At 66.7% G+C, this 15,612-nt stretch carries 15 protein-coding genes; 9 read left to right on the top strand and 6 right to left on the bottom strand.

Translation table 11 applies throughout. The features are described from left to right. Nucleotides 1-16 precede the first annotated feature (16 nt). Together ACZK29_RS17605 and tkt are read left to right on the top strand one after the other, a co-directional pair. A complete protein-coding gene (locus tag ACZK29_RS17605) occupies nt 17-1,336 on the top strand; it encodes a dicarboxylate/amino acid:cation symporter (protein ID WP_049432668.1) in 1,320 nt (439 codons plus the stop codon). Between the two features lie 215 nt (nt 1,337-1,551). After that, the gene (gene tkt, locus ACZK29_RS17600; RefSeq protein ID WP_049437110.1) at nt 1,552-3,549 is read left to right on the top strand and encodes a transketolase; all 1,998 of its coding nucleotides are present in this window, start codon (nt 1,552-1,554) and stop codon (nt 3,547-3,549) included. A gap of 115 nt (nt 3,550-3,664) precedes the next feature. Here the strand turns inward: tkt and ACZK29_RS17595 are convergent, their stop codons facing one another. The 3 genes from ACZK29_RS17595 to ACZK29_RS17585 form a co-directional block, all read right to left on the bottom strand. Next, entirely contained in the window at nt 3,665-4,213 is a 549-nt protein-coding gene (locus ACZK29_RS17595; protein WP_164147043.1) for an NADAR family protein, read from the bottom strand. 99 nt (nt 4,214-4,312) lie between these two features. Beyond that, nucleotides 4,313-6,265 carry an acetyl-CoA hydrolase/transferase C-terminal domain-containing protein gene (locus ACZK29_RS17590; protein ID WP_478446300.1) on the bottom strand — a complete coding sequence of 651 codons (1,953 nt, stop codon included), beginning with the start codon at nt 6,263-6,265 and terminating at the stop codon, nt 4,313-4,315. A gap of 35 nt (nt 6,266-6,300) precedes the next feature. Next, nucleotides 6,301-6,858: a flavin reductase family protein gene (locus tag ACZK29_RS17585; protein ID WP_111205114.1), complete on the bottom strand. Its 558-nt coding sequence runs from the start codon at nt 6,856-6,858 to the stop codon at nt 6,301-6,303. Nucleotides 6,859-6,976: 118 nt separating this feature from the next. Between ACZK29_RS17585 and ACZK29_RS17580 the strand changes: the two genes are divergently transcribed. From ACZK29_RS17580 to ACZK29_RS17560, 5 genes are all read left to right on the top strand, one after another. Further along, complete coding sequence (locus ACZK29_RS17580) at nt 6,977-7,342, top strand: BlaI/MecI/CopY family transcriptional regulator (protein WP_010484077.1); 366 nt, start codon at nt 6,977-6,979, stop codon at nt 7,340-7,342. Beyond that, the gene (locus tag ACZK29_RS17575; RefSeq protein WP_164147041.1) at nt 7,335-8,576 is read left to right on the top strand and encodes a M56 family metallopeptidase; all 1,242 of its coding nucleotides are present in this window, start codon (nt 7,335-7,337) and stop codon (nt 8,574-8,576) included. Before ACZK29_RS17580 ends, ACZK29_RS17575 begins: the two co-directional genes overlap by 8 nt. Next, nucleotides 8,573-9,136, top strand: coding sequence for a hypothetical protein (locus ACZK29_RS17570; RefSeq protein WP_111205112.1), 564 nt, complete (start codon nt 8,573-8,575; stop codon nt 9,134-9,136). Before ACZK29_RS17575 ends, ACZK29_RS17570 begins: the two co-directional genes overlap by 4 nt. 80 nt (nt 9,137-9,216) lie before the next feature. Further along, on the top strand, nt 9,217-10,095 hold the full coding sequence (locus ACZK29_RS17565; protein WP_478446299.1) for a hypothetical protein: 879 nt from the start codon (nt 9,217-9,219) through the stop codon (nt 10,093-10,095). Next, nucleotides 10,092-10,544 carry a hypothetical protein gene (locus tag ACZK29_RS17560; RefSeq protein ID WP_111205110.1) on the top strand — a complete coding sequence of 151 codons (453 nt, stop codon included), beginning with the start codon at nt 10,092-10,094 and terminating at the stop codon, nt 10,542-10,544. Before ACZK29_RS17565 ends, ACZK29_RS17560 begins: the two co-directional genes overlap by 4 nt. A gap of 22 nt (nt 10,545-10,566) precedes the next feature. Here ACZK29_RS17560 and ACZK29_RS17555 read toward each other — a convergent pair whose 3' ends face one another. Beyond that, nucleotides 10,567-11,367, bottom strand: coding sequence for an MBL fold metallo-hydrolase (locus ACZK29_RS17555; RefSeq protein WP_478446298.1), 801 nt, complete (start codon nt 11,365-11,367; stop codon nt 10,567-10,569). 11 nt (nt 11,368-11,378) lie between these two features. Then, the gene (locus ACZK29_RS17550; RefSeq protein ID WP_106550216.1) at nt 11,379-12,197 is read right to left on the bottom strand and encodes a S1/P1 nuclease; all 819 of its coding nucleotides are present in this window, start codon (nt 12,195-12,197) and stop codon (nt 11,379-11,381) included. A gap of 114 nt (nt 12,198-12,311) precedes the next feature. On the opposite strand from ACZK29_RS17550, the gene ACZK29_RS17545 reads away from it, so the two are divergent. Next, nucleotides 12,312-13,439, top strand: coding sequence for a GGDEF domain-containing protein (locus tag ACZK29_RS17545; protein WP_164147040.1), 1,128 nt, complete (start codon nt 12,312-12,314; stop codon nt 13,437-13,439). 230 nt (nt 13,440-13,669) lie between these two features. On the opposite strand, the gene ACZK29_RS17540 is transcribed toward ACZK29_RS17545, so the two are convergent. Continuing rightward, nucleotides 13,670-14,299, bottom strand: a complete 630-nt coding sequence (locus ACZK29_RS17540; RefSeq protein WP_049432699.1) for an OmpW/AlkL family protein — start codon at nt 14,297-14,299, stop codon at nt 13,670-13,672. A 192-nt stretch (nt 14,300-14,491) separates the two neighbouring features. On the opposite strand from ACZK29_RS17540, the gene gap reads away from it, so the two are divergent. Then, nucleotides 14,492-15,496 (top strand): type I glyceraldehyde-3-phosphate dehydrogenase, encoded by a 1,005-nt coding sequence (gene gap / locus ACZK29_RS17535; RefSeq protein ID WP_005414333.1) that lies wholly within the window; start codon nt 14,492-14,494, stop codon nt 15,494-15,496. Nucleotides 15,497-15,612: the final 116 nt, after the last annotated feature.

Genomic DNA, 15,612 nt, shown 5'->3' with positions numbered 1-15,612 from the left:
TCGAGGAAACCCGCGTATGACAGCAGCTGCTGCCGACAAGAAGAAGTTGCCCCTGCATTGGAAGATGGGCATCGGCTTTGCGATCGGCCTGGTCCTGGGACTGATCGTGCACGCCCTGGGTGGCAGCGTCGATGGTCTGCAGGCCGGTGCCAAGTGGGTAATGGACTACGTCACCACCCCGGCGTCGGGCCTGTTCCTCAACCTGATCTTCATGCTGATCGTGCCGCTGATCTTCTCGGCGCTGATCATGGGCGTGTCGGAGATGGGCGACATCCGCGCCCTCGGCCGCATCGGCTGGAAGACCCTGGCCTACACCGTGCTGCTGTCCGGCATCGCCGTGGGCATCGGCCTGGTGCTGGTCAACCTGCTCAAGCCGGGCGCCGGCGTCGATCCGCAGGTCGCCGCCATGATGCTTTCGGAGAACGCCGAGCGCAGCAAGGAAATCGTTGCCGGCATCCATGGCACGCCGAAGGGCATGGACATGCTGCTGTCGATCGTGCCGAGCAACGTGCTGCAGGCCGCGTCGGACAACGGTGCGATCCTGTCGCTGATGTTCTTCGCGCTGATGTTCGGCATCGGCATGGTGCTGACCGACAACGAGAAGGTCGCCCCGCTGCGCCGCGCCATCGAAGGCGTGTTCGAGATCTCGATGACCCTGATCAACCTGGTCATCCGCCTGGCGCCGTACGCAGTGGCCTGCTTCATGTTCAACCTGGCCGCGCTGTTCGGCTTCGAGCTGATCATCCGCCTCGGTGCCTACGTGGGCGTGGTGGTGCTGGCACTGGGCCTGCACATGGTCGTGACCTACGGCACCGCTGTGTGGCTGTCCGGCCGTTCGCCGCTGTCGTTCTTCCGCGATACCCAGGAAGCGACGGTGATGGCGTTCTCCACCGCCTCCAGCAACGCCACCCTGCCGACCGCGCTGCGCGTGGCCGACCAGATGGGCCTGCCGCAGCGCGTGTCGCGCTTCGTGCTGACCGTGGGCGCCACCGCCAACCAGAACGGCACCGCGCTGTTCGAGGGCGTGACGGTGATCTTCCTGGCCCAGTTCTTCGGCGTGGACCTGAGCATCGGCCAGCAGATCATGGTGATGGCGGTCTGCATCCTCGGCGGCATCGGTACCGCCGGCGTGCCGTCGGGCTCGCTGCCGGTGGTGGCGATGATCTGTGCGATGGTCGGCGTGAACCCGCTGGGCATCGGCCTGATCCTGGGCGTGAACCACTTCCTGGACATGTGCCGTACCGCGCTGAATGTGACCGGCGACCTGGCCCTGACCACCCTGGTGGCCAAGGGCGAGTCCCACGACGGCCCGGCGCTGGGCCCGCAGCAGGACTAAGTCCAACGCCACAGCTGGCGACCTGATCGGGGTCGGATTCCTTTCCGCAGGGAAAGGGCTCCGATCCCTTTTCATGTGCGGAATCCGGCGGAGACCACGACGCTGCCGGCCAGCGGCCGCCACGACCAGGCCAGGTGAACCGACCCCCGGCCCGGCGACTATGGGACAATAGGCCGCCCGCACGTCCGCGGCCGCCTCCCGATTCCGACAGAACCATGACGCAGCCTACCCGTCGCCAGTTGGCCAACGCCATCCGCTTCCTTGCCGCCGATGCGGTTGAAACCGCAAAGTCCGGCCACCCCGGCATGCCCATGGGCATGGCCGACATCGCCGAAGTCCTCTGGAACGACTACCTCCGCCATAACCCGAGCAATCCGCACTGGTTCAACCGCGACCGTTTCGTGCTGTCCAACGGCCACGGTTCGATGCTGCAGTACGCACTGCTGCACCTGAGCGGTTACGACCTGCCGATCGAACAGCTGAAGCTGTTCCGCCAGCTGGGCAGCCACACCGCCGGTCACCCGGAACGCCACGAGACCCCGGGCGTGGAAACCACCACCGGCCCGCTGGGCCAGGGTTTCGCCAATGCCGTGGGCTTCGCCCTGGCCGAGAAGCTGCTGGCACAGCGCTTCAACCGCCCGGAGCTGGAAGTGGTCGACCACCGCACCTGGGTGTTCATGGGCGATGGCTGCCTGATGGAAGGCGTGTCGCATGAAGCGGCGTCGCTGGCCGGTACCTGGGGCCTGCACAAGCTGGTCTGCTTCTGGGACAACAACCACATCTCCATCGACGGCAACGTCGAGGGCTGGTTCACCGACAACACCCCGGAGCGTTTCGAGGCCTATGGCTGGAACGTGGTCCGCGACGTCGACGGCCATGACCCGGAAAGCATCAAGGCCGGCATCGAGGCCGCGCTGTCGCAGAGCGACAAGCCGACCCTGATCTGCTGCCGCACCACCATTGGTTTTGGTTCGCCGAACAAGGCGGGCAAGGAATCCAGCCACGGTGCCCCGCTGGGCAAGGACGAACTGGAAGCCACCCGCAAGCAGCTGGGCTGGGAATACGGTCCGTTCGAGATCCCGCAGGCGATCTACGACGGCTGGCGCGCCAATGGCGCCGGCACCCTGCGCCAGGCCGAGTGGGAACAGCTGTTCGACAAGTACGCCAGCCAGTACCCGGGCGAAGCCGCCGAACTGACCCGTCGCTCGCACGGCGAGCTGCCGGCCGACTTCGTTGCCAAGGCCGATGCCTACATCGCCCAGGTCGCCGCTGAAGGCCCGACGATCGCCTCGCGCAAGGCCTCGCAGCTGGCCATCGAAGCCTACGCACCGCTGCTGCCGGAAATCGTCGGTGGCTCGGCCGACCTGGCGCACTCCAACCTGACCCTGTGGAAGGGCAGCACGTCGGTCGCCAGCGACGACGCCAACGCCAACTACGTGTACTACGGCGTGCGCGAGTTCGGCATGACCGCGATCGCCAATGGCCTGGCCCTGCACGGTGGCTTCATTCCGTTCGATGCCACCTTCCTGGTGTTCAGCGATTACGCCCGCAACGGCGTGCGCATGAGCGCGCTGATCCCGGCCCACGCCATCCACGTCTACACCCACGATTCGATCGGCCTGGGCGAAGACGGCCCGACCCACCAGCCGGTGGAGCACCTGGCCTCGCTGCGCTACATCCCGAACAACGATGTGTGGCGCCCGTGCGATGCGGTCGAGTCGGCAGTGAGCTGGAAGGCCGCGATCACCCGCCAGGACGGCCCGAGCTGCCTGGTGTTCAGCCGCCAGAACCTGCCGCACCAGCCGCGCAACGCCGAGCAGATCGCCCAGATCGAGCGCGGTGGTTACGTGTTGGCCGATGCTGCCGGTACCCCGGACGTGATCCTGATCGCCACCGGTTCGGAAGTCTCGCTGGCCACCGAAGCCAAGGCCCAGCTCGACGCGGCCGGCCTCAAGACCCGCGTGGTCTCGATGCCGTCCACCGACGTGTTCCTGCGCCAGGATGCGGCCTACCGTGAATCGGTGCTGCCGAACGCCGTGCGCAAGCGCGTGGCCGTGGAAGCTGGCGTCACCGGTTTCTGGCGCCAGTTCGTCGGCCTGGACGGTGCCGTGATCGGTATCGACACCTTCGGTGCCTCGGCCCCGGCCGACCAGCTGTACAAGCACTTCGGCATCACCACCGCGCACGTGGTGGAAGCTGCCAAGGCGCTGTAAGCAGCATCGCAGCGTGATGAAGGAAAGGCCGGCGCAAGCCGGCCTTTCTGTTTTTCTGTGGGGCGAAACGAATCGGCCGCCGTGCCAGTAGATCCACGCCAGGCGTGGATGAGCGTTACATCGCGTCGCGCACGTCCATCAGCGCAAACCCAAGCAGGTTCAATCCGCGCCACTGTGCCGGCTTGTGCGCGTCGGCGTGGTCCTTGGCCAGGCCGATGCCCCAGATGAAATCCACCGGGCTGGCTTCGACCAGCACCCAGCCTGCGGTCGCACGCAGGAACGCCCCAAGTTCCGGGTTCTGCGCGAACTTGGCCCTGTTGCCTTCCACCACCAGGTCGTAGCGGGCCTGCGTCCAGCGCGCTTCATCGAAGCCTTCGATCTGGCGGCCGAAAGCCTTGGCCTTGTCCGGCGTGGTGCTGGCGACGATCTTTTCAAGCAGCCTGGTGGCGCCGAACAGACGCGCCTTTCCGGCCATCATGTAGTGCTCGGCAGTGCGGTAGTGCACGCCATCGATCTCGAAGCCGGCGTCATACCACTGGCTGAAACAGGACGCAGAAACTCCGCTGCGCGGCGGCTGGTGGCCCCAGAAGCAGAGGTAACGCAGGTCTTCGCCTGCAGCCTCGCGCTGCTGCAGATCATGCAGGAAACGGGAATCATCGTTCATCCCCACAGCATAGCGTGCCGCCGTGCCCTGGCAGGTGCCAACCCTGGTTGGCACTGATGCTTTTTCGCCGGCCATGGCCCGGCGCTACCGTACGCGTGATTACGCAGTACGCGCCAGCGCCAGCCGCAGCAGGCGCGCGTCCAGGCGCTCGGCGAAATCCTTCGGCGCCTGCAGGCCCATGCGCTGCAGGTACACCGCGTCGCCGTCGCCGGCCGGTTGCCGCAGCGCCGCCCAGACCGTACGCAGCTTGTCGCTACGGGTCTGCGTGTTGGCCTTCAGCCAACCCAGCGCCTTCACCAGCACCTGTTCGATCTCGTTGAAATCGCTGCCGAGCGGATAGTCGGGCAGGCTGCCATCGGCACGGAACGGTGCCAGTGCGGCGGCCAATGCCTGCGGCGTGTTTCGCTGCAGGCGCTCGGGATCCGGCTGGGTGCTCTTCAACAGCTTGCGTGCAGCCTGCGCCTGTTGCATCAGGCCGCCCTGGAACGGCGCCTCGGTGATCGCGGTCATCGCCTGCACGCAATCCTCGTCGGTCAAGCCGCGCAGATCGGCGATGCCGTACTCGTTGAGGTAGATGTCGCGCAGGTGGCGTGGAATGGTGGTGTGCCCGTAGTTCCAGCGCACGTTGGATTCGCGGCGCCCCTTGTCGTCACGCGCGGCGCGGAACATCAGCACGCTGCGCGCTTCGGGCAGGGCATGTGCCATCGCCACGAAGTTGTACTGGCCGCCCACACCGGACACCACGCGTCCATCATCCAGCGCATCCGACACCGCCGCGCCCAGCGCGGTGGCCATCATGCAGGAATTGAAGAAGCGCGCATGGCGGCGCTGCAGGCGCTCCAGCGTCTCGTTGCCGCCGTACAGCTGGTTGATCTCGCTGATGCGGCGCATGCCGATCGCACGGCATTCGTCTTCCGGCAGCGTGCGCAGCCACTCGTAGAACTCCGGCGAGCCCAGGTAGAACGCGCCGTGCAGGTACTCGCCCTCGGCCGCCAGGGTGGCGTGGTCGATCGACAACGTGCTGCCGTTCTCGATGCGCTGCATCAGCGCCAGGTCGTCATGCACCTTGCGCTTGATCACCCCGGTCTGCACCAGCCGCCGGAAGCCTTCGTTGAGCATCTCGCTGCAGCCGTACAGGCCCACCTCGAACGGATCCAGCCCGCCGATTTCCTGCACCAGCGGGTGGCTGGCCAGCTGCGGATCCAGCGCGTGCAGCACGCGGCGGTAGCGCACGTTGTCGGTGTGGCGCAGCACCAGTGCATGGCTGAGTGCATCGGCCAGCGTGCCGATGCCGATCTGCAGGGTGCCGCCGTCGCGCACCAGCGCGCTGGCGTACAGGCCAATGGCGTAGTCGGCATCGCCGACCGGCTGCCGCGGAAGACCGAACAGCGCCGGATACGGCGGCGGCGGGGTGATCACCAGATCGAAGAACGAGACATCGACCGTGGCCGAGCCGCCCAGGTAGGGCAGCTGGGGATCGATCTCGGCGATCAGCAGCGGACGCGGCAGGCCACGCGCTGCGATGGCATCGAGCGTGTCCTGGGTGATGTCGTTGTTGCACGACAGCGACAGCCGGCGATCATCCGGCCGCATCGCCACCTTCTGCACGATCACCTGCGGCGCGCGCTGGGCGACCGCGTCGGCGGCGTGGGTGTAGTTCAGGCTTGTATAGCTGGACTGCGCCTGGCGCGAACCGAGCAGCGCACCGGACTGCATGTAGAACTCCTCCACCTGCACATGTGCCGGCAGCGCGTCGCGCGCAATCGCATCGGCATAGGCCAGGCGCGGGAAATCGTCGCCGAAGTGACGCTGCGCGAACGGTGCCATGAAGCGCGCCTCCAAGCCGGTGCCGCGCGCCTTCGGCGGGTTCAACGACAGCGCGGTATACAACTGCAGCGGCCGCGACGGGTCGTGCTCGACGCGCGCATACAGGGCATTGAGCAGCCGGTGCGGCTTGCCCAGCGCCAGCGGTGCCCCGATCCGCAACGGCCCGTCCACGCGCGCAAACAACCAGTCGACAGCGGCGTCCAGGTCGGTGAGGTGTTCGGTCATGCGCGGCGGTCCTGCGTGTGGGGGGAGTGATGGCATTACAGCATGTCGGGCTTGAACCGCCGTCGACGCGAGACTTCGGCGCCGGCCACCATGAACCGCCCATCGCCGCGGTAGTGCACCGTGCGCGGCAGCTTCGGCCGTGGTGCCACGTGTGCGCGCACGATTTCCCAGATGAACAGGTTGTTCGATGCCACCTGGCTGTCGTCGTACAAGCGGCATTCGAAGTTCGAGTGGCATTGTCCGACCAGCGGCGCGCCGACCTCGCGTGCGGGCAGCGCGTCGAGCCCGAACCGGGCGAACTTGTCGACCTCGCGACCGCTGCAGTTGCCGATGTCCACCACGGTATCGAGCAGCTCCACGCCGGGTACGTTGATCACGCACTCGCCACTGCCGACGGCCAGGCCGTGGCTGTGGTTTTCGTTCCACAGGAAGGTGGCGACCAGGGAAGGCGAGAAGCCCATCACCATGTGCCAGCCCATGGTCATCAGGTTGCGCTGGCCCTGCCACGCGGTACTGACCAGCACGATCGGGCCGGGTTCGAGGAAGCGACGTGCCTGCTCGACCGGGAAGTCCTTCTTGGGCAGCGCTTTCATCCGATGCCAGGGGTGGGAGGAACCGATGCTGGCGCAGCCGGGATGAACCCGGAGTCGAGGGGCTTGACAGCCAGGTCGATTACGCGCGTAATCAGATTATCGATTACGGATGTAAACCATGACCCCGATCAGCGAAGCCGAAGCCGTTGTGATGGAGGTGCTGTGGCAGCAGGCACCACGGAGTGCCGATGACGTCGTGGCCGCGCTGGCCCATCGCGACTGGGCCGAGCCGACCATCAAGACCCTGCTCAACCGCCTGCTGACCAAGGGTGCGATTGCCGCCGAGCGCGATGGACGGCGCTACCTGTACCGGCCGCTGCTGCAGCGCCAGGCCTGGGTGGAGGCGCAGAGCCAGGACTTCATCGGACGCGTCTTCGAGGGCCGCGTGGCGCCACTGGTGGCGCACTTCAGCGAACGTGGCCAGCTGAGCGCGCAGGACATCGCCGAACTGAAGAAGCTTATCCAGGAGCTGGACCATGACTGAGCTGCTCGACGGACTGTGGCGGGCCAGCCTGTGGCTGGCGGTGGGCGTGCTGCTGCTGGCGGCGCTGCGACCGCTGCTGGTGAGCCTGGGCGGCGCCGGGCTGGCCTATCGCAGCTGGTGGCTGCTGCCGTTGCTGCTGGTGACCTTGCTGCTGCCATTGCCACAAGCTGCGGTGTTGCAGCACGTGCCGACAGTGCCGCTGAAAGTGGCGCCGGGGGCCGTGGATGGACTGACCGGGCAGTCGCTGCCGTGGGCCCTGCTGTTGCTGCTGGCATGGGCGCTGGGCACGGGCATCTGCCTGCTGCGCGACCTGCGTGCGCAGCGCCGTTTCGAACGCAGCATGGGCCCATTGCGTGCACGTGCCGATGGCAGCTGGCAGGCCAGTGGCGATCCCGGGCTGCCGGCGCTGGTCGGCCTGTGGCGGCCGCGCATCGTGGTCGGCCCGGCATTCGACCAGCAGTTCACCGCACAGGAGCAGAACCTGATCCTGCAGCACGAGCGCAGCCATCGCCGCCATGGCGACCACTGGGCCAACGGCGCGTTGCTGCTGGTGCGCGCGGTGTTCTGGTTCCACCCGCTGCTGCCGTGGGCCGCGCGCCGCTTCCTGCGCGACCAGGAACTGGCCTGCGATGCCCGCACCATCGGCCCGCAGCCTGCGCTGCGCGGCCTCTATGCCAGCACGCTGCTGAAGGCGCAGCTGGTCCACCCGGTTGCGCCAGCGGTCTGCCATTGGCGCAGCCAACCCGTGTTGAAGGAGCGTATCGCCATGTTGAAGCAGTCCAAGCGGAAGGCCTTGCCGTGGGTGTCGGGGCAGATGCTGGTGGCCGGGTTGTGCGTGGGAATGGGCGCGGTGGCGTGGGCCAGCCAGGGCGGTGCGGCCGGTGGCACCCGCATCGGTGTCGAGCCGTTCGAGCATGCGCAGGAAGATGCGGCCAGGGCGGGGTTGGACCGTCCCATCCAGGTGGACAAGATGCCGCCGCCGTCCTATCCGAAATCGGCTGTCGAGCAGCGGCAGGTAGGCGTGGTCAATCTGCGCATCGAAGTGGACGCGCAGGGACATCCGACCGATGTGCAGGTGCTCAGTGCGACCAATCCGGGGGTGTTCGACGCCGTCTCCATCGCTGCCGCGCGCAGCTGGAGCTATCGTCCGGCAGTGAAGAACGGCAAGCCGGTGGCCGGTGCCGTACGCGTACCGATCACCTACGCCATGGATGAGACCGAGGATGCGAAATGAAGCGGGCGCCGCTGCTGATGATGGCGGCGCTGCTGGTGGGGTGTGCAACCCAGGATCGCCTGACCACCGTCGATACCCGCAGCGAGAATGTCGGTCACCAGCGCCTGCGGCCCGATGCAGGAGGAGGCGCCGGCCAGGTCCAGCCCTACACGCTGGCCGCCAGCGAAGGCTACCGAATGCCGCAGCTGCATACGGCACCGGACCCGGTCGTGGGCGAACGCGATCCTCGCACGTCGTTGCCGCCGACCACAGTCTGCCTGCAGGTGGTGGTGGATGCGCAGGGCAGCGTTGAGCGCAGCATGCCGTTGACCGACCGCAGCGAATGCAGTGCGGGTGGGGCGCCGGAGAATGCGCCCTTGCTGCAGGCCGCGCAGGAGGCGGTTGCGATGTGGAAGTACTCGTCCGCCGCGGTCTGCCACTTCGCAGCGGGCAAAGTACCGGCTGATCGTGGCGACTGCCGCGGCGCCGAGCGGGTCGAACCGGTGGCCGTCACCCTGCAGTACGCCTTCACTTTCGAGGTCGTGAAGGGCCAGCATGTGGTGCGTACCCAGGGGCGGTAGTGCCCGGCCATGCGCGGCCAGGCAGGCGCCGTCGCCCGCGCAGGCGTACAGTGCGGGCGATACGGCAACGGAAGCTGGGGATGAAGATCTGGACAATCATGCTGGCCGGGCTTTCCAGCGTACTGGCCGGTTGCACGCCGCATGGGCAGGACAACCATGACCTGGACGCGTATCGAAACGGTCCGCCGGCCTGCTCGGCCGGCAGCTACCTGGCAGCGCTGGGCGAGCCCGCACGCGCGGCGTATCTGCGGGGAGCGCTGCAGGTCCGCCCGCGATCGCCCTGCATCGCCGAACTGCTCGCCGCCCAGCCGCCGGCCTTCCTGCCGGTAGCACGGCAGGCGATCCTCGATGGGGGAGAGCGCGGTGATCTTTCGCTTCTGGTCGGCGCCGTGGCAATGAAGGTCGATCGCGGCGAGATCACCGCTGCACAGGTGGATGCGCTGCAGTTGCAGGCGGCCTCTGCCGATTCACCGGAAGCGCCGGTGCAGTGCGCGGAACAGCTGCAGCGCCTGCGGCAGGCCTTGCAGGAACTGGAGGACCCTTCCTCGCGTGTATTGACGCAGACGTCGAAGGTACGCCTGTCGGACGCGTCTGCCACCAGGCGGGTGGAAGCCACGCTTGCCATGCGCACGGCCGATGCACCGGCCGCAAGCGGTGTTGCGTGCGGCGGGACCACCTCGCCATGCCGCGAGGTCACGCATCTGGAACTGCGCGTGGACGGCCAGCCGGTTCCCGTGGCGTACTCGGTGTACCGCGATCTCTTCGATCTGCATCGCGGAACCCTGAAGGCAGATGCTGGCGGCGGTGTGCTGGACCTGCAGGGCGGCGACGCGTCGGAGAGCTACAACGTGCGTATCCGCTTCGATGCGCAGCACGTGCTGTCACGGCAGATGTATGTGGGCACGGCGCAGGATGAGCTGCTGCAGGAAACCATCTATCACGAGGTGATCTACGAATGATCAGAGCGCTCGGTACCATCGTCCTGGTGTACCTGGGGCTGCATATGACGCCTTGCCTGGCCATGGAGCGGGACCAGGGCGCCGATATGGTGGTCATCGCAACCCGGTTCATCGCCGCCCACGACGCGCGTGCTGACACAGCGCGCAATGCAGACGAACCCTTCATCGAAGACCGTGTGATCCCTGCCGTACACGCGATGGTGGAACGCGATGGTGGTCGACTGACGCGGGCGCAGCTGCAGGCACTGATCGATTTCATGATCGTGGCCGATGGCATGGCCAGTGAAGAAATCAGCGGGATGGCTGCGACGCTCTACCGCAGGCAGGGGCCTGCAGTGTGCACCTTGCTGAAGAACACGCCGGCAACCGGCCGCAGCGTCGTCATTGCGCGCATTCGCAGTGGCATTGCGCCCACTGCTGCACAGAACAGCCCTGCAGTGTGCGGGTGATGTCCGGCTCCGGGGCGAGGGCTTACGCCCCGCCCTGGATGTTCGCCTTCACCGCTGGCTGCATCAGCGTTGGCTCTGCCAGGGTCGCATCACGCGCCTGACGCACGCTGACAAATTCGGCTTCGCCCACGCCGTCATGCACGTGGATATTGTGCGCGCGCTGTTCGCCGATGGTGGTTTCGTTGGCGAAATCACGGCCGCCCGGACCGTAGTCGTGGCAGACGAATACGCGGGTGGCGTCGGGCAGGGCCAGCAGGCGCTGGATCGAGCGGTACAGCTGTGCGGCATCGCCGCCCGGGAAATCGCAGCGGGCGGTGCCACCGTCAGGCATGAACAGCGAGTCGCCGGTGAACAGTGCGTCGCCGATCAGGTAGGCGATGCTGTCGCTGGTGTGGCCGGGCACGGCGATCACCCGTCCATCCAGTCCGCCAAGGACGAAGGTTTCGCCATCGCTGAACAGGTGGTCGAAGATGTCATCCGCAGCAGGAAGCTGCAGGCCATAGCCTGGTGCAAACGTCGCCTGCACCGCACGGATGCCTTCGCCGATGGCGAGCGTGGCCTGCGGGAACCGCTGCTTGAGCCGACGCCCCGCCGACACATGGTCGGCGTGGGCGTGGGTTTCCAGCAGCCAGCGCAGCTGCAGGCCCTGCTGTTCGATGGCCTGCAGCACGTCGCGCAGCGGTGACTCGCTGCTGGCGTCGGTGTCCGGGTCGTAGTCCAGGACCGGGTCGATCAGCGCCGCCTCGCCGCTGGCCGGGTCGCTGGCCAGGTAGCTGAAGGTATTGCTGTCACGGTGGAAGAACGACTGCACCTGGACTGACATTGGAACGCTCCTCAGCGCGTGCCGAGCACGCGGTTCAGCAACTGCGCCAGGTTCTCGCCGGCCAGTCGCAGCTGCGCTTCGGCCAGCGGCCGGTAGCGCTCGGTGTATTCATCACCGATTTTACGCGTCGCCGGATAAACGCCAGCTTGCATGGAAATGCGGCAGCTGGCCTCGGCCCAGGCCTGCGGGTCGCGCTGCGGGTTGGACTGGCGCGCCAGCTTCGGCGCGCGCTGGCTCTGCAGCAGCGGCAGATAGCCGGCATCGTCCAGCTTGCGGGTGTTGAGCATGCCGCTGTCCCACAGCGAGTGCAGGTTGGTACCGCGGTTGCCGAACTGCAGCTGGAAATCGTTGCCGCCCTTGTCGTGGGCGTAGCCGGCGTGCATCGGCTGGTGGATGTCACCCACCAGGTGCACGACGAACTTCAGCGCCTGCAGGCGCTCGCCGTCGGTCAGGCTGCGGTCGCCGAGGATGGCGCTCTGTGCTTTCAGCGCCTCGACAATGCAGTTGCCGCTCTTGCAGTGCTTCGGTGCTTCGTAATGGCAGTTGTCTTCGGCGATGTTGACGTAGTGCCAACCGGCCGAACGACGGCCCAGGCCGGGGTCCTTGGCACGCAGCTGGTCGGCCCAGGGGGCGATGCTGGCCAGGGTGGCGTCTGGCTCGGTGGCCAGCAGGCGGTCCACTTCGGCGCGGGCGGTGGGATTGAGGCGGGCGTCGGCGACTTCGGCGACAAGGCGGTGGCCTTGTGCGCCCCAGGCATGGGCCGGGGCGGAAGCGGACAGCAGGGCCGGCGCCAGGGCGGCGGCGAGGAACAGGGAGTGCAGGGCTTTCATGCGTACATTCTAGCGGTGTGGGGCTGGCACGGGCTTTACCGGGCCGGGTGTTCGCCACACGGCCTTGATGCATCGGCCGCTAGGGTGACCCGGGCATACGCGGGGGAGAGGCTGATGGCGATCACGGACAGACGCATCATGGTCGGTCATCCGGATGACGGCGGATTTGCCGATGCGTTCAATGCCCAGGTGGTCTGGCGCATGCGCTGGGCCTGCGCCGTGGCCGGCGCGTTCTCGCTGGGCTTTGCCGTGCTCGATACCTACTGGTTGCCGCCGGACGTGCACGCGCCGGTGCTGCGCTGGCGGCTGGGTGTTCTGCTGCCGGCACTGCTGCTGGGCGTCGCGCTGACCTTCGTGCCGGTGCTGCGGCGCCATCTGCAGTGGCTGGGCGGCAGCGTCGTGCTGGTCAGCGGGCTGGCGCTGGTGACCATGATCTGGACCGCGCACCGTGCCGGCGTGAACTACCCCTACGAAGGCATCAGCCTGTTCCTGTTGTTGAACTACTTCCTGTGCGGGCTGCGTTTCGGGGTGGCGACGCTGACCGGAACCCTGATCGCGCTGGCCTTTGTGCTGGCCGAGCTGCAGGTGGGCCGGCACTGGGCGCAGATGCTGCAGAGCGTGATGTTCGTGCTGGCCAGCAACCTCGCCGGTATTTTCGGCAGCTACATTTCCGAACGGCAGACGCGTGCAACGTGGCGGGCCGAACAACGCCTGGATGCACTGGCCAACCATGACGGCCTGACCGGCCTGCTGAACCGGCGTGCCTTTGATCGCCAGGCCAACCAGATCTTCCAGCGCTATCTGCGTACACCGCATGCGCGCGGCGCGCTGCGCATCGCCATGATCGATATCGACTACTTCAAGCGCTACAACGACCACCACGGCCATCCCGCCGGCGACACCGTACTGCATGCAGTGGCAACCACCCTGGCCGCACAACTGCGCGGTAGCGACTCGGTGGTGGCGCGCTACGGCGGCGAAGAGTTCGTAGCGCTTGGGCACTGGGCGCCGGGGCAACCGGAATCAGCGCCGTTCGAGCAGCTTCGGCAACAGGTGCAGGCGCTGGCGATCGCGCATGCCGATTCGGATGCAGCCCCGGTGGTGAGCGTGAGCATCGGCGTGGCGCGCTGGCATGACGATGGTGGCGATACGCTGGAGCAGGCATTGGCACGCGCCGATGCAGCGCTGTACCGCGCCAAGGAAAGCGGCCGCAACCGCGTGGAAGTTGCGCCGGACCAATAATCGACTGAAAGGCGGCCCGTTCATGCATCTGTAGAGCCGAGCCATGCTCGGCTGCTCTTCTTCGGGTACCTGCGCGCTCCGCGCGATAGCCGAGCATGGCTCGGCTCTACAGAAGAGCGCGCCTACGCATGCTTTCCAAAAAAAGCCCCGGCAAAGACCGGGGCAACATGCTGCGAGGGTGTTGCGTTTAGCGGGGGAGCGGGGGCGAAGCCCCCGCGCCCAGCACACGCTTAGAACTTGAAGACGTACGACGCACCGTAGACCAGCGGATCGATGTTGACCGTGCCGATCTTCTCGCCATTCAGCTTCACCTTGCTGTCGATGTCGATCCAGCGCATGTCCACGCGCAGGGCGCCCTTCTCGCCGATCGCGAAGTCGATGCCGGCATGCGCGGCCAGGCCCCACGAATCCTGCAGCTTCAGCTTGCTGCCGGCCAGTGCGCCGGTGGTGTCTTCGCTGAAGAAGGTCGTGTAGTTCACGCCGGCGCCGACGAACGGCGAGACCTTGCCCTTGCTGTTGAAGTGGTACTGCAGGGTCACCACCGGCGGCAGCTGCTTGGTGCTGCCCACGCGGCCCAGGCCGTTGATGTTGATGTCGTGCTTGAACGGCAGCGCGGCCAGTACTTCGATGCCCAGGTTGTCGGCGATGAAGTACTCGCCGGTGATGGTCGGCTTGACGTCGTTGTCGACGTCGACCTTCAGGGTGTGGCCGGCCAGCCAGCCATTGTTCGACTTCGGCGCCACCTGGTGGATGCCGGCCGAGACGGTCCAGTCACCCTTGGACTGGGCCATGGCCGGGGCGGCGGCGAGGGACAGGGCGGCGGCCAGGCCGGCCAGGATCAGGGGGGAGGTCTTGCGCATGGGGGTGATCTCGTTGCTGGGTGGATGGCGACAGTCTCGGCCTCACGCCGCGCTAACGCTTTGATCCGGATCAAATCCTGTCCGCCGGCCCTCTGGCCCGGGGGCTGGCCCACGGTGGCCAGCCCCGGTTTGCTAGACTTGTGGGCCCTATCCATCCCGCCGCACCCGTCGCGGCCGCAGGAGCTTGAGAACATGGCAATCAAGGTTGGTATCAACGGTTTCGGTCGCATCGGGCGTAACGTCCTGCGCTCGGCGGTGCTGAACTTCGGCGACGACATCGAAATCGTGGCCATCAACGATCTGCTGGAGCCGGACTACCTGGCGTACATGCTCAAGTACGACTCCGTGCACGGCCGCTTCAAGGCCGACGTGGCGGTGCAGGGCAACGACCTGCTGGTCAACGGCAAGAAGATCCGCCTGACCCAGGAGCGCGACCCGGCCAACCTGAAGTGGGATGAAGTCGGCGCCGACGTGGTGCTGGAAGCCACCGGCCTGTTCCTGACCAAGGAAACCGCGCAGAAGCACATCGATGCGGGCGCGAAGAAGGTCATCATGTCGGCCCCGTCGAAGGACGACACGCCGATGTTCGTCTACGGCGTGAACGACAAGACCTACGCCGGCCAGGCGATCATCTCCAACGCCTCGTGCACCACCAACTGCCTGGCCCCGCTGGCCAAGGTCATCAATGACAAGTGGGGCATCAAGCGCGGCCTGATGACCACCGTGCATGCGGCCACCGCCACCCAGAAGACCGTCGATGGCCCGTCCAACAAGGACTGGCGCGGTGGCCGTGGCATCCTGGAAAACATCATTCCGTCGTCCACCGGTGCGGCCAAGGCCGTCGGCGTGGTCATTCCGGAACTGAACAAGAAGCTGACCGGCATGAGCTTCCGCGTCCCGACCTCGGACGTGTCGGTGGTCGACCTGACCGTCGAGCTGGAAAAGGAAGCCACCTACGCCGAGATCTGCGCTGAAGTGAAGGCACAGAGCGAAGGCCCGCTGAAGGGCATCCTGGGCTACACCGAGGACAAGGTGGTGGCCACCGATTTCCGCGGCGAGACCTGCACCTCGGTGTTCGACGCCGACGCCGGCATCGCCCTGGACGGCACCTTCGTCAAGCTGGTCACCTGGTACGACAACGAGTGGGGCTACTCGAACAAGTGCCTGGAAATGGCCAAGGTCATCGCCGCCAAGTAAGGCCGGCGAAGATCGCACACGGACCCCGGCCTGGCCGGGGTTCGTCGTTTATGGGGCCAGCCCTGTCGTAGCATGGGCCGGTCGACCGCTGCCGCTGGGGCGCGGGAACGCAATGG

It is taken from the genome of Stenotrophomonas sp. 89682_Sma (genome assembly GCF_056481405.1).
This window is presented reverse-complemented; position numbering and strand designations above follow the sequence as displayed.

Bases quoted from the DNA above. Each gene is read 5' to 3' on its own strand.
- ACZK29_RS17565 (WP_478446299.1), top strand. From the start codon at position 9,217: ATGAAGATCTGGACAATCATGCTGGCCGGGCTTTCCAGCGTACTGGCC.
- ACZK29_RS17550 (WP_106550216.1), bottom strand. From the start codon at position 12,197: ATGAAAGCCCTGCACTCCCTGTTCCTCGCCGCCGCCCTGGCGCCGGCC.
- ACZK29_RS17585 (WP_111205114.1), bottom strand. From the start codon at position 6,858: ATGAAAGCGCTGCCCAAGAAGGACTTCCCGGTCGAGCAGGCACGTCGC.
- ACZK29_RS17540 (WP_049432699.1), bottom strand. From the start codon at position 14,299: ATGCGCAAGACCTCCCCCCTGATCCTGGCCGGCCTGGCCGCCGCCCTG.
- ACZK29_RS17545 (WP_164147040.1), top strand. From the start codon at position 12,312: ATGGCGATCACGGACAGACGCATCATGGTCGGTCATCCGGATGACGGC.
- ACZK29_RS17575 (WP_164147041.1), top strand. From the start codon at position 7,335: ATGACTGAGCTGCTCGACGGACTGTGGCGGGCCAGCCTGTGGCTGGCG.
- ACZK29_RS17590 (WP_478446300.1), bottom strand. From the start codon at position 6,265: ATGACCGAACACCTCACCGACCTGGACGCCGCTGTCGACTGGTTGTTT.
- ACZK29_RS17555 (WP_478446298.1), bottom strand. From the start codon at position 11,367: ATGTCAGTCCAGGTGCAGTCGTTCTTCCACCGTGACAGCAATACCTTC.
- ACZK29_RS17605 (WP_049432668.1), top strand. From the start codon at position 17: ATGACAGCAGCTGCTGCCGACAAGAAGAAGTTGCCCCTGCATTGGAAG.
- gap (WP_005414333.1), top strand. From the start codon at position 14,492: ATGGCAATCAAGGTTGGTATCAACGGTTTCGGTCGCATCGGGCGTAAC.
- tkt (WP_049437110.1), top strand. From the start codon at position 1,552: ATGACGCAGCCTACCCGTCGCCAGTTGGCCAACGCCATCCGCTTCCTT.
- ACZK29_RS17560 (WP_111205110.1), top strand. From the start codon at position 10,092: ATGATCAGAGCGCTCGGTACCATCGTCCTGGTGTACCTGGGGCTGCAT.
- ACZK29_RS17580 (WP_010484077.1), top strand. From the start codon at position 6,977: ATGACCCCGATCAGCGAAGCCGAAGCCGTTGTGATGGAGGTGCTGTGG.
- ACZK29_RS17595 (WP_164147043.1), bottom strand. From the start codon at position 4,213: ATGAACGATGATTCCCGTTTCCTGCATGATCTGCAGCAGCGCGAGGCT.
- ACZK29_RS17570 (WP_111205112.1), top strand. From the start codon at position 8,573: ATGAAGCGGGCGCCGCTGCTGATGATGGCGGCGCTGCTGGTGGGGTGT.